Here is a 12,987-nt window from a genome sequence, read left to right as displayed (position 1 = left end):
CGGCTCATGGGGGGATAGATGGGGACTACACGAAAATATCGCACTAACTTGTCCGCCAGTTCTGCCGTTGCCGCGAATGCTCCAGCTTCGGGTGCAGAGACCGCCTCGCGGGGCTTTGTGGTAAGACGCGGAACTCTGGGTTTATTTTTCCTGGGAGCTATTGCAGGCGCGGTGCTCGCGCCGCAATCGGCCCTGGCGGTGGAATGTGCGAATGGAGGGGCGGGGCCGAACCCTGCGGGTGACGACGGCGGAGACGATCTGAAGACGGCCTGCGGTTTTGAAAGCGTATCCAGTGGCACCCTCGGTTCGGCCTACGGTGCCAACAGCGAGGCGAGCGGAGACGTTGGGTCCGCCTTTGGGTTCGGGAGCACGGCGAGCGGTGATCGCAGCACTGCGATCGGCGGGCGCACGACAGCTAGCCAGGAAGGCGCTACCGCCGTCGGCGCTGGTTTTGGCGAGGGAAATGGTGCGCAGGCGACGGGTATCAGCAGCACCGCGATCGGCGGCCAGATGTTTAACAATATGGGCGAAGCCATCGGCTCTGCAGCCCAGGCAAGCGGCCGCTACAGCACGGCTGTAGGCACCGACAGCACGGCAAACAGCGACTACAGCTCGGCTTTTGGCGTAAGCAGCACCGCCAACGGCTCGGGCAGCACGGCTGCCGGTTCCGGAAGTCAAGCAGGCAGTGCCAATACCTCAGCATATGGACACCTGAGTAGCGCAACTGGCCAAATTAGCACGGCTGTCGGCTATCGAAGCAGTGCGAGCGGCTTCTCGAGCTCAGCGTTCGGCGATAGGAGCATGGCGATAGGGGACTTCAGCTCGGCCTATGGTCTTCAAAGCAATGCCAGCGGCGACAGTAGCTCCGCCTACGGCGAGCTCAGCGCGGCCAGTGGGATCGGCAGCACGTCGCTCGGCGCTCGCACGGATGCAAATGGGCACGGTACCACCGCTATCGGCGGCAACTCCGAGCCAGGCGGTCTCGGCGCGCAGGCAACGGGAATCAGCAGCACCGCCGTCGGCGGAGCGATGTATGACGCTGCGGGCAACGTGATCGGCGCCGCTGCCAATGCAATCGGCGACTACAGCTCGGCGTTCGGTACCGCCTCTATCGCGGAAGGAAGCAACTCGACCGCGATCGGCACCGGTTTCCTTGATGACGGTTCCGGCAACAATATCGCCGGCGCACGCGACTCGAACACCACCGCCGCGGGGTATCAGGCTCGCGCCAGTGGCGTTTCGAGTTCGGCCTACGGCTATCATAGCAGCGCCCTGAGCCTGGGAAGTTCCGCCTATGGCGCCGGAAGCAGCGCTAACAGCTTCGTTAGCTCGGCTTTCGGCGCCAGCAGTACTGCGGAGGGGTTGGGAAGCTCTGCCTTTGGGGCGTTCAGTGTTGCAGGGGGAAGCAGTAGCTCGGCGTTTGGCGAGGCAAGCTCGGCGATCGGCGACGGGAGCTCGGTCTTCGGCGCGTCCAGTGCCGCGACGGGCATCAACGCAGTCGCGCTTGGCACGGGCTTCCTCGACGATGGCTCGGGCAACAACATTGCCGGCGCGCATGGCGAGCAGGCTACCGCCGCCGGCTACCAGGCCCGAGCGAGCGGCGACAACTCCCTCGCGCTAGGCGCCCAGGCCGCTGCCACCGCCGGGGGAGCGGTGGCGGTCGGCTGGGGCGCTTCTTCCAGCGGCGTCAACGCCATCGCGATAGGCAGGGGCGCCGTGGCCACCGGCTCGGTGGCTGTCGGCGTCGGCGCGCAGGCGGCCAATGGCGGCACTGCCTTCGGCGATGCTGCCACCGCCACGGGAACGAACAGCGCCGCCCTCGGGCCGGGAGCCACGGCGACGGCCGCCAACTCCGTCGCCATCGGGTCAGGCTCGATCGCCACTCAGGCCAACACTGTGTCCGTCGGCGCGGCCGGCGCCGAACGCCGCATCGCGAATGTCGCGCCCGGCGTGGCCGCCACGGACGCCGCGACGGTCGGGCAGTTGAACAGCGCCCTTTCCGGAGTTGGCGGCGAGGTGGCGGAACTGCGCGAGGAGAGCCGCGGCGGCCTTGCCGCAGTCGCCGCCCTCGCCCCCGTAATTATGCCCTCGGCGCCGGGCAAGACCACCCTCTCCTTCAACAGCTCCTTCTATCGCGACAAGGTGGGTCTCGGCCTGGGCTTTGCCCACCGGCTGGACACGCAGCTGCTGACGGTCCTGCACGGCTCCTACGGCTATGGAGGCGGCGACGAGCATATCGGGCGCGTCGGCCTGGCGGTGGAGTTTTGACGACGCGGGCGGCTGCCCGATCCGCTGCGCCGCGCTGGCGCCTCCTTCGCGCCTGCGGGCTTGCGCTCGCCCTCTCCGCAGCCGCGCCCCATGCCGCCGCACAGCAGCAAAACTGGGAGCAGATGCCCCGCATGGAGCTTGAGGCGACATTCGCCGGCCCGTTGCGGGACACCATCATCCAGCGCCTGCGCGATCCCGTTGAGGGGAGCGTCTGCTATGTCTATCTGCCGGTCACCGCACCCCATACGCCACCTTCGGGAAGCGGCTATGTGGTCTATGGGCCGAACGCGATCGGCTCGATCAGCTGCGTTCCCGCAAGCGCCGCCCCGCGCGCCGAACGACTGCTGCGGGGGTCGCCGCAACCGGCCCGATAGGCCCGTTTCGGCCGCTTCCGGATCGCAAGCGGCCATTCGCGCCGTCCCCGATATCCACATGCGGGGCATACAACATCTAGCGGTCACAAAACTTACAAGAACGAATCCTTGACGCGCTAGGGCGAGTCGTTTTCTATGGTCGAGGAGCGCCTGCCAGCGGGCGCCTCCGAAAAGTCGGACAGGTCGTTCAGTTCAACAAAACCCGTATTTCTGTGCTTGCGCCCGTCGCCGCCGCGGGCGGAGATGGCGTGTCTTCGTGCGGCGGGGGCGCATGGTGGCAAAACCGTCCATTAACGCTATATTTAGCGTTTACAGGCTACGATGAACACCATATGATGTTGTTTCCTCCATGCGGAGAACGATTACGCCGGCCCCGGCCTGGCTGCCCTGGCCTCTCCCGCGGGCCGTTCGGACTGCGAATGGGAAGGCGGGAAACGGGTTTGGCTGCTGCCTTGCTTCAGGAGCTGGCAGCAGTGGCTAAGTTGAGCCGTCCGGTGGGCGGGATGTTACGGGCATTGCGTCGCGGCGGACGCTATATATAGGATCGAAGAGGGAAGAAGATGCGCATTGAACGTCGGTTCACCAAGGAAGGCCAGTCTCCCTATGCGGAGATTCCCTTCCGCAAGGCCGTGAGCGAGATCAAGAACCCGGACGGCTCGATCGTCTTCCGGCTGGCGGACATCGACGTCCCCGCGCAGTTCAGCCAGGTCGCCGCCGACATTCTGGCGCAAAAATATTTCCGCAAGGCCGGCGTGCCCGCGCGCCTGAAGCGGGTCGAAGAGAACTCCGTCCCCTCCTTCCTCTGGCGCTCCGTGCCGGACGAGGCGGCGCTGGCCGCCCTCCCCGAGGATCAGCGCTACGGCTCCGAGACCGACGCCCGCCAGGTCTTTTCGCGCCTTGCCGGCACCTGGACTTATTGGGGCTGGAAGGGCGGCTATTTCGATAGCGAAGCCGACGCCCAAGCCTTCATGGACGAGCTCTCCTACATGCTCGCCACGCAGCGCGTGGCGCCCAACTCGCCGCAATGGTTCAACACCGGGCTTCACTGGGCCTATGGCATCGACGGCCCTGGCCAGGGCCATTATTACGTCGACCCCTTCACCAAGAAGCTGACCAAGTCGAAATCCGCCTACGAGCACCCGCAGCCGCATGCCTGCTTCATCCAGTCCGTTGCCGACGACCTCGTCAACGAGGGCGGCATCATGGATTTGTGGGTGCGCGAGGCGCGGCTGTTCAAATACGGCTCCGGCACCGGCTCCAATTTTTCCCAGCTGCGCGGCGAGGGCGAGAAGCTGTCGGGCGGCGGCAAGTCGTCCGGCCTGATGAGTTTCCTCAAGATCGGTGACCGCGCCGCCGGCGCCATCAAGTCCGGCGGCACCACGCGCCGCGCGGCCAAGATGGTGATCGTCGACGCCGACCATCCCGACATCGAGGCCTTCATCGACTGGAAGGTGAACGAGGAGCAGAAGGTCGCCTCCCTCGTCACCGGCTCCAAGATCGTCCGCCAGCACATGAGCGCGATCATGAAGGCCTGCATCAACTGCGAGGGCGACGGCGACGACTGCTTCGATCCGGCGAAAAACCCGGCTTTGAAGCGCGAGATCAAGGCCGCAAAGAAGAACGCGGTGCCCGAAAACTATATCAAGCGCGTCATCCAGTTCGCGCGCCAGGGCTACACGCAGATCGAGTTCAAGACCTACGACCTCGACTGGGATTCGGAGGCCTATCTCACCGTCTCCGGCCAGAACTCCAACAATTCCGTCTCGCTCAAGGACGATTTCCTGCGCGCGGTCGAGAACGATGGTGACTGGACGCTGATCCGCCGCATCGACGGCAAGCCGGCCAAGACCCTCAAAGCCCGCGACCTGTGGGAAAAGATCGGCTACGCTGCCTGGGCATCGGCCGATCCGGGCCTGCACTTCAACACGACCATGAACGACTGGCACACCTCGCCGGAAGGCGGGCCGATCCGGGCCTCCAATCCGTGTTCGGAATACATGTTCCTGGACGACACGGCCTGCAATCTGGCGTCCATCAACCTGCTGCCCTATCGCGGCAAGGACGGCAAGTTCGACGTCGCGGCCTACGAGCACTCCGTGCGCCTGTGGACAATCGTGCTCGAGATCTCCGTCATGATGGCGCAGTTCCCGTCCAGGGAGATCGCGCAGCTCTCATACCAATACCGCACGCTCGGCCTCGGCTATGCCAATATCGGCGGCCTCCTGATGACCTCCGGCATCCCCTATGACTCCGACGAGGGCCGCGCCATCTGCGCCTCGCTCACCGCCATCATGACCGGCGTCGCCTATGCCACATCGGCCGAGATGGCCGCCGAGCTCGGTGCTTTCCCCGATTATGAGCGAAATGCTCAAGCCATGCTGCGCGTCATCCGCAATCATCGCCGCGCCGCCCACGGCCTTTCGGACGGCTATGAGAAGCTGTCGGTCAACCCGGTTCCCCTCAAGGCGGAAGACTGCCCCGATCCCGACCTCCCGGCGCATGCCCGTGCCGCCTGGGACCGTGCGCTGGAGCTGGGTGAAAAGCACGGCTACCGCAATGCGCAGGCTACCGTCATTGCGCCCACCGGCACGATCGGTCTCGTCATGGACTGCGACACGACCGGCATCGAGCCCGACTTCGCGCTGGTGAAATTCAAGAAGCTTGCCGGTGGCGGCTATTTCAAGATCATCAACCGCGCCGTCCCGGAGGCTCTCCGCACCCTCGCCTATTCCGAAGCCCAGATCGCCGAGATCGAGGCCTACGCCGTCGGCCATGGCAATCTGAACCAGGCGCCGGGGGTCAACCCTTCCACGCTCAAGGCCAAAGGCTTCACCGACGAGAAGATCGAGGCGCTGAACGAGGCGCTGAAGTCGGCCTTCGACATCAAATTCGCCTTCAATCAGTGGACGCTCGGCGCCGACTGGCTGAAGGAGACCTTCGGCTTCACCCAGGAGCAGCTTGACGATTTCTCCTTCGAGCTTCTGCCCGCCCTCGGCTTCTCCAAGAAGGAGATCGACGCCGCCAACATCCATGTCTGCGGCGCCATGACCCTTGAGGGCGCACCGCACCTCAAGGACGAGCACCTGCCCGTCTTCGACTGCGCCAATCCCTGCGGCAAGATCGGCAAGCGCTATCTGTCGGTCGAATCCCACATCCGCATGATGGCGGCGGCGCAGCCCTTCATCTCCGGCGCCATCTCGAAAACCATCAACATGCCCAACGAGGCGACGGTCGAGGATTGCAAGAACGCATATATGCTCTCCTGGAAGCTGGGGCTGAAGGCCAACGCGCTCTACCGCGACGGCTCGAAACTTTCGCAGCCGCTCAATTCCTCCCTCATCGCCGATGAGGAGGAAGACGAGGAGGATGCGATGGAAGCCCTCGTCGCCCAGCCCATGGCCGCGCGCGCGACGCAGGTCACCGAGAAGATCGTCGAGCGCGTTGTGGAGCGCCTCTACCGCGACCGCGAAAAGCTGCCCAACCGCCGCAAGGGCTATACCCAGAAGGCGGTGGTCGGAGGCCACAAGGTCTATCTTCGCACCGGCGAGTTCGACGACGGCCGCCTCGGCGAGATCTTCATCGACATGCACAAGGAAGGCGCCGCCTTCCGCGCGATGATGAACAATTTCGCCATCGCCATCTCGCTCGGCCTGCAATACGGCGTGCCGCTCGATGAATATGTGGAGGCCTTCACCTTCACCAAGTTCGAGCCGGCCGGCATGGTGCAGGGCAACGACGCCATCAAGAACGCCACCTCGATCCTCGACTATATCTTCCGCGAGCTGGCGATCTCCTATCTCGGCCGCAACGACCTTGCCCATGTGGACACGTCCGACTTCGACAAGACGGCGCTCGGACGCGGCATCACCGAGGGCAAGGCGCTCCCCTTCTCCAAGGGTCTGACGCGCGGCGCCACGCCGTTCAAGGTGGTGGCGGGCAAGACCGACCCGAAGGGCGAGCTTTCGTCCGCCTCCCCTGCCCCGGCGCGCACCGCGCCCATGGCTTCGGCCACATCGAACATCCGCTCCATCTCGTCCGGAGCCACGGTCACGGCGCTGAAGCCCACTCACCAGGGCCTGCAGGAGGAAGCAACCGCCTTCCGCCGCGACTATGAGGAGCGCGCCAGGGAGCTTGCCGAAGAAATCGTCGAGGAGGGTGAGGAGCGGTCGGTCGAAGACCGATCGGAAGCCAACGATTTGGCTTCCGAAGCGACGAACGCGCGGAGCCATAGCGGAGCGCAAGTGAACGCCCTCTTCACCGAAAGCGCCGCCAGCGAGGCCGCGGAAGCCAAGAAGGTGGAATCCCACCGCCGGGCGCAGGCTATTGCGCAGGGCTATACGGGCAACATGTGCTCCGAGTGCCAGAACTTCACGATGGTCCGCAACGGCACCTGCGAGAAATGCGACACCTGCGGGGCGACCAGCGGGTGCTCATGAGCGGCCATGCCGCCACGCAAGACTGTTCGAGACACCATCCGCCTCATCGAGGCGGATGGCTGGTATCTGGTTGCAACCAGGGCAGCCATCGCCAATAAAAGCATCCGAAGAAATCCGGCCGCGTCACAGTGGCTGGCAAGCTGTCTGACGATGTCGCGCCCGGCAGGAAGGGCGTCCCCGCGTGATCGCGAAGGAGACGCCCCTTCTCTTTAGCCAACTACTCCGCCGGAACTGGGCTGACGTCCCCGGCCGGAGCCATGCGCCCGGTCGAGCGGCCCGCTTCGGCCACGCGCGCCAGCACGGCGGCCCGGTTCACGGACCGGCGCTCGTCGTCAATGCGCTTGATCAGGAGCTCGGCGCGCTCGACACTGCCCAGAATGGCCAGGATGGCGCCCCGCTCCGCGGAGCTGATGCGCGCGCGCAGCGTTTTGGACCGCAGATCCTCCACGGTCGCCAGCTGCACGTGACCGGCAGGCAGCGCCGGCATGTCCAGTCCGCCGGCCGGCATGATGGTGCGCATCACGTGATCCAGCCTGTCGAGCGCGGCGTTGACGATTTCGCGCGCCAGCGGACCGAAATTCTCCCGCTTCACCCGGCGCGCGACCTGATGCAGCGCCTCGGCAAGGCTCGCCGTGAAGTCCGCCTCCTCGATGAGGCTCGCAACCAGGTCGAGCTGGTCATAGGGCATGTCGTCGCGAAAAAGCGAGGCCGAATAGGAGCGGATGTCCCGGTTCAGGATGTCGATCGCCGTAAAATGCTCGCCGGGATCGGCCGGCGCTCCCTTGGCATTGCGCGCGATGTCGAGGAAAACCGCCCCGGCCCGCAGATCGCGCAGCGTCTCGTTCTGCACCGCCGGCACGGCCTTCACCAGATCCGACGAGATCGAGCGGTCGAGATATTTCGGGGTCGAGTAGTCCTCCATCATCTCCTCGTCGCTGCGGCCGATGCGGGCCAGGAAGCGCTCGAACACGCCGACAAAGGGGAAGAGAAGCATCGTGTTGAAGATGTTGAAGGCGGTCGAATAAAGGCCGATCGCCACCGGCACCAGCGGGAAGGTCTCCTTGCCGTCGACCATCACCGGCGTTCCGGGGTTCCCGCCGAACCACTGCATCGCGTATTCCAGGAGCTGCATGGACAGGAAGAACAGCGGCAGCATCACCGCCACGCCGATGACGTTGAAGGAAATATGGGCGTAGGCGGCGCGCTTGGCGTTCTTCGACAGGCTGAGCGAGGCCATCCAGGACGTGATCGTCGTCCCGAGATCGGCGCCGAGCGAGAAGGCCACCGCCGTCTGCCAGTCCAGCACGCCCGCCGCCCCCAGCCCCATGACGATGCCGATGGTGGCGGAGGAGGAGTGGATCAGCGCCGTGATGGCGGCGGCGGTCAGAACGCAGGCAAGAAGGCCGCCGAAGCTCTGGGCGTTCAGCCCGGAGATGAGCTCCATGATCTCCGGCATGTTGCGCAGCGGCTTCAATCCGCCGGTCATCAGGTTGAGACCGTAGAAGATCAGGCCGAAGCCCATGCAGGCGAGCGCGATATTGCGCGTCTTCTCGTTCTTGGAGAAGACGTAGATGAGCGCAGCAACCCCGGCGAAAAGCAGGCCGAGCGGCCCCAGCGGCAGGGCGATCAGGCCGTTGCCGAGGGTTGTGCCGATATTGGCGCCCATGATGACGCTGATCGCCGGCCGCAGCGCCACCACCCCCGCATTGACGAGGCCGACGACCATCACGGTCATGGCTGTCGACGACTGCAGAATGCCGGTGATGAAGGTCCCCGCCAGCACGCCCTTGACCGGCGTGCCCGCCACCTTGCCGAGCAGGCTGCGCATCCGGTTGACGGCCAGCGCCTGGATGCCGTTTGACATGAATTCAAGTCCCAGCAGGAAGATGCCGAGGCCCCCGATCACCGGAACGATGATGTCTCTGAAATAGTCGACTTGCATGACCCCTGTCCCCACGTGGTCTTGGATTGTTTCGGGCGGCCGGCCGCTTCTGCGGCGCCGTCCCGGCTAGTATTCCGCGGCGCCCGGAAGGGCAGCGCGCCAATGGTCCTTAACCTTCGCCACCAGGTCATCCGGCAGCGGCACATAACCGAGCGCGGCGGCTGTCGGCGCGCCCTTGTCGAGCGCAAAGGAAAGGAATGCGAGCGTGCGGCGCGTGCGTGCTGCCGAGCGCTCCCTGCGGTGCATCAGAACGAATGTCGCCGCGGCAAGAGGATAAGCATCCGCCGCGTCCACATCGGTCAGGTGGACGTAGAAATCCTTGGCCGGATCCCAGTCCGCGGCACTGGCCGTGGCCGCGAAGCTCTCCGGGCTGGGAGTGACGAAGCTTCCTGCGCGGTTGCGGATCTGCGCATAGGCAAGGCCGGCACGCACCACCTGGCCGAATTCCACGTAGCCGATGGCGCCTCGCGTGTTGCGGATCGCCTCGATGACGCCGGAGGAGCCCTTTGCCGCAATCCCAGTCGGCCAGTCGATCAGCGTGTCGGCGCCAAGTTTCTCGCGCCACTCCTGGCTTGAAGCGGACAGGAAGCGGGTCCAGGTAAGCGTCGAGCCCGACCCGTCGGAGCGATGGACGACGCTGATCGGCTGATCCGGCAGCTGGAGCTCAGGATTGATCCGCGCGATCGCCGGATCGTTCCAGCGCGTGATCCTGCCCAGATAGATTTCCGCCAGGACCACGCCGTCGAGCCTGAGCTCGCCCGCGCGCAAGCCGTCCAGATTGGCCACCGCCGCGAGCCCGCCGAGCACGATGGGAAACTGCGCCAGCCCCCGCTTCTCAACTTCCTCGGGCGGAAGAGGCGCGTCCGAGGCGGCGAAATCGACCTCCGGCTGGCTCAGCCTCAGAATGCCGGCCAAGGAACCTACGGGCTCGTAATCGATCCCGCCTTCATTGGCCACGAAGTCGTTTCCGTCCGCGCGGTCGCGCAGGAAATCCCGCGCCCAGGTGCTGATGATAGGCTGGGCAAAGGTGGAACCCGACCCTTGAACGGCCTGCGCCGCCGCCGGCGACACGAGGCCGGCCGCGACCGCCAAAGCTAGCCAGGCGCGGCCGAAAAACCGCCCTGCGTCGAACCGCAATGAGGAAAGCCTACGCTCTCGACCAAGAAACGCTGATACCGCCTGCACGCCCGACCCCCACGCCACCCGCCTGGCTACTCTCTAAGCAGTGGGCATGACATCCGTGTGAACCGTTGGGCGTCGGGCTAAGCGTCGAGTCCGAGCTGGGCTAAGTCGAGGCGTTACCGAGATCGAAGGAATGTCGTCTGCTGGAGCCGTGCTGGCCCGGTGTCAGATCGTTCTAAACACCGAGACGATGCGCTCGACGCTTTCCTCCAGCGACAGGGCAGAAGTATCGAGGATCGCGCAGCAATTCTTCTCGGCCTCGACACGTAGATAGCGCGCCCAGTTCATCATGTCGGCATTCGCCAGCTCGGGCTGGTTTCGTTCGAATTGCAGGCGCTTTGTTCTGGTCTCGTCGTCGCAGTCCACCAGGACCGGAACATAGGAAGTTCCACCTGCCGCCCAAGCGCCTTCCTCTATGAACGAAAGCCGCGTCTGGCCTTCAAACAGCACGTTCTGCCCCGACCTGCTGATCTCGGCCAGTTTCGCCATCCAGTCGATGGTCTTGGCCCGCTGCCAGCCCTCGCCGGACCCATATTCCGCAATCATTTCTTCTGCGGACGGGACGCCAATCCGATCGAAATAAAACACACGGATGCGATCGGGATAGCGGCCCTCGATCGCTTTGGCGATAGTAGTCTTCCCCGACCCCGAGGCACCGATCAGAATTACGAGAGGCATCTTTTTCCCGTTGTTATACACATCAGCGCATTGTTGGGCGGTCACCTTTGATTTCGTGGAGCTGGCCTTTGCCGGCGAGATGAGGAGTGACCTGGAGCTTTGCGTCCGTAATCGCGGTACGCAGGTGACATCACGGCCGAGGACGTGCCGCCCGAGAGCCAGCGAGGACCAGGACGTGGGGCTGAAATCCACGCTCGAAATCTCGCCGCCTTCGTGGAATGTCGGTCTAAAGGTCCTTCCTGAGCTGCACACAGTCCTGGGCGATACCCTGAAGCTCGCTCGTGTTCCAATCGAACCGGCGCCATCCCACCTTCTCATAGTAGCCGACCGCGTCCGGGGCCGCGTTCACGAACAGGGTTCTTGCGCCGCGGCGCCTTGCCTCCTCCTCAACGAGCGCGCCAAGAATTCTGCCATGCCCCCTGCCCCGCTCGCTCGCGATGACCGCCACGAGCCGGACGATCGCGGCCTCGCCCCTGACGTCGAGCCGGACGACGCCGACGGGGCGGCTCTCGAAAAGAAGCAGGAGGGGGATGTTTCCCTCCGCGCGGTCGTCGGGATGGTTCTCATCATACTCCACGTCCGCATGCCGTTCCGGCGTGAAAAGCACGCTGCGGCGGATCTCGTGGAGGTGACGCCAGTCCTCAGCGGACCGGACCGCGCGCAATTCATAGGGCATTCGGCTCGTCCTTTCTTGCAAGGCTCCGTTCCAGGCACCGGCAGCGCAGCCGCCGGGCAAGAATCCCTCAGGTTTACGCTCGGGCCGCGCTCACCCCGTCCGGTTCTGGATCAGCCGCAGGAGCGTGCCGTCGGGGTCGATCAGCGCGGCCGCCCGGCCGCCCCAGTCCTCCACCCGCGGCGGATGCAGCCGCGGCTGCCCCTGGCGCGCCTCGGGAATGCCCGCCTCCCGGCACAGGGCATAAAACTCATCCAGATCGTCGAGCCTGAGGCAGCAGCTGAACCAGCTTGTCAGCGGGTCCACCTCCGGGTGGTGGAAGAATTCGAGCGTGATGCCGTCCCGCACGAGGATCATCCAGCCCTCGTCGCGCCAAGTCTCCGCAAAGCCAAGCGGCGCATAAAAGCGCGCCGTCTCCGAAAAATCGCGCGCCGGCAGGTTCGGCGTGGCGTAGCTGCTCATCTCCGCGTTCCTCCGCTGGGCTCGCGACCTTGCCCCCGGCCGGCAAGCCCTGTCAATCTGCGCCGGCCGCGCTTGGAGTCAGGAAGTCCGGGAACACACGCCTCCCCCTCTCCGTTCGGCGGACAAATCCCCCGAACAATGGAGAGTACCATGCAGGATATTTCCGGAAAGCGCGTTGCCATTCTCGCAACCCACGGATTCGAGCAGTCCGAGCTGGAAGTCCCGCTGACGAAACTGCGGGAGGCGGGCGCGGAGGTTCACGTCGTCTCGCTCGAACGCGGCGAGATCAAGGGCTGGGACGAGAAGGATTGGGGGCGGCCCGTCCCCGTCGACAGGACGCTGGATGAGGCACGGCCGGAGGACTACGACGCCCTCGTGCTGCCGGGCGGCCAGATCAACCCGGATCTCCTGCGCGTTGAGCAAAAGGCAATCGACTTCGTGAAGAGCTTTTGGACCGACCGCAAGGTGATCGGCGCCATCTGCCATGCGCCCTGGCTCCTGGTCGAGGCCGGCATCGTCAAGGGCCGACGCGTCACCTCCTATCACTCGATCAAGACCGATGTGATGAATGCCGGCGGCCGCTGGGAGGACAGCGAGGTCGTCACCGACCAGGGGCTGGTGACCAGCCGTAATCCCGGTGACCTCGACGCCTTCTGCGAGAAGCTCGCCGAAGAGATCAGAGAAGGCCGGCACGAGCGCCGCGCCGCCTGACGGAGCGGCCATTTCGGGCGGGCGGCGGGGATGGATCTTGCCCCGCCGCCTCGACGCGAAAAATTTTCACAAGCACGAACAAGCCCCTGCGCGATTTCTGCATTTTTTCGCCGGAAAATTTATCCCCACCCCCGGCAGCCCTCTTACAATCCGTCCCATCGCTCTTGCGGGAACCGGATGCGCACCGGGTGTTCGGGAGAGCGGCGGCAACCTCCCCCTCCAGGGATCGGTACCTGGAGGCATGATGAGGGCCCGCGACAG

The 12,987-nt window shown here is 65.0% G+C and carries 9 protein-coding genes; 4 read left to right on the top strand and 5 right to left on the bottom strand.

The annotated features are described in order from the left end of the window. Positions 1–117: 117 nt before the first annotated feature. The 3 genes from RIN79_RS14480 to RIN79_RS14470 all read left to right on the top strand — a co-directional run bounded on the left by RIN79_RS14480 (position 118) and on the right by RIN79_RS14470 (position 7,078). Complete coding sequence (locus tag RIN79_RS14480) at positions 118–2,268, top strand: hypothetical protein (protein ID WP_309085383.1); 2,151 nt, start codon at positions 118–120, stop codon at positions 2,266–2,268. After that, positions 2,265–2,642: a hypothetical protein gene (locus RIN79_RS14475; RefSeq protein WP_309085382.1), complete on the top strand. Its 378-nt coding sequence runs from the start codon at positions 2,265–2,267 to the stop codon at positions 2,640–2,642. The genes RIN79_RS14480 and RIN79_RS14475 overlap by 4 nt, the downstream gene beginning before the upstream one ends. Positions 2,643–3,202: 560 nt before the next feature. Beyond that, positions 3,203–7,078, top strand: coding sequence for a vitamin B12-dependent ribonucleotide reductase (locus RIN79_RS14470; RefSeq protein ID WP_309085381.1), 3,876 nt, complete (start codon positions 3,203–3,205; stop codon positions 7,076–7,078). Between the two features lie 217 nt (positions 7,079–7,295). Here RIN79_RS14470 and RIN79_RS14465 read toward each other — a convergent pair whose 3' ends face one another. From RIN79_RS14465 to RIN79_RS14445, 5 genes are all read right to left on the bottom strand, one after another. Continuing rightward, the gene (locus tag RIN79_RS14465; protein WP_309085380.1) at positions 7,296–9,020 is read right to left on the bottom strand and encodes a Na/Pi symporter; all 1,725 of its coding nucleotides are present in this window, start codon (positions 9,018–9,020) and stop codon (positions 7,296–7,298) included. 66 nt (positions 9,021–9,086) lie between these two features. Beyond that, entirely contained in the window at positions 9,087–10,157 is a 1,071-nt protein-coding gene (gene pstS / locus RIN79_RS14460; protein ID WP_309085379.1) for a phosphate ABC transporter substrate-binding protein PstS, read from the bottom strand. Between the two features lie 210 nt (positions 10,158–10,367). Continuing rightward, positions 10,368–10,925, bottom strand: coding sequence for an AAA family ATPase (locus tag RIN79_RS14455; RefSeq protein ID WP_309085378.1), 558 nt, complete (start codon positions 10,923–10,925; stop codon positions 10,368–10,370). A 181-nt stretch (positions 10,926–11,106) separates the two neighbouring features. Continuing rightward, on the bottom strand, positions 11,107–11,556 hold the full coding sequence (locus tag RIN79_RS14450) for a GNAT family N-acetyltransferase (RefSeq protein WP_309085377.1): 450 nt from the start codon (positions 11,554–11,556) through the stop codon (positions 11,107–11,109). A gap of 90 nt (positions 11,557–11,646) precedes the next feature. Beyond that, complete coding sequence (locus RIN79_RS14445; protein ID WP_309085376.1) at positions 11,647–12,015, bottom strand: bleomycin resistance protein; 369 nt, start codon at positions 12,013–12,015, stop codon at positions 11,647–11,649. 150 nt (positions 12,016–12,165) lie between these two features. Here RIN79_RS14445 and RIN79_RS14440 point away from each other — a divergent pair, with 150 nt between their 5' ends. Continuing rightward, positions 12,166–12,726: a type 1 glutamine amidotransferase domain-containing protein gene (locus RIN79_RS14440; protein ID WP_309085375.1), complete on the top strand. Its 561-nt coding sequence runs from the start codon at positions 12,166–12,168 to the stop codon at positions 12,724–12,726. The last annotated feature ends 261 nt before the right edge of the window (positions 12,727–12,987 follow it).

Source organism: Chelativorans sp., from assembly GCF_031180965.1.
In the GTDB taxonomy this organism is placed as follows: domain Bacteria; phylum Pseudomonadota; class Alphaproteobacteria; order Rhizobiales; family Rhizobiaceae; genus Chelativorans.
This window is presented reverse-complemented; position numbering and strand designations above follow the sequence as displayed.

Bases quoted from the DNA above. Each gene is read 5' to 3' on its own strand.
- RIN79_RS14470 (WP_309085381.1), top strand. From the start codon at position 3,203: ATGCGCATTGAACGTCGGTTCACCAAGGAAGGCCAGTCTCCCTATGCG.
- RIN79_RS14465 (WP_309085380.1), bottom strand. From the start codon at position 9,020: ATGCAAGTCGACTATTTCAGAGACATCATCGTTCCGGTGATCGGGGGC.
- RIN79_RS14450 (WP_309085377.1), bottom strand. From the start codon at position 11,556: ATGCCCTATGAATTGCGCGCGGTCCGGTCCGCTGAGGACTGGCGTCAC.
- RIN79_RS14445 (WP_309085376.1), bottom strand. From the start codon at position 12,015: ATGAGCAGCTACGCCACGCCGAACCTGCCGGCGCGCGATTTTTCGGAG.
- RIN79_RS14440 (WP_309085375.1), top strand. From the start codon at position 12,166: ATGCAGGATATTTCCGGAAAGCGCGTTGCCATTCTCGCAACCCACGGA.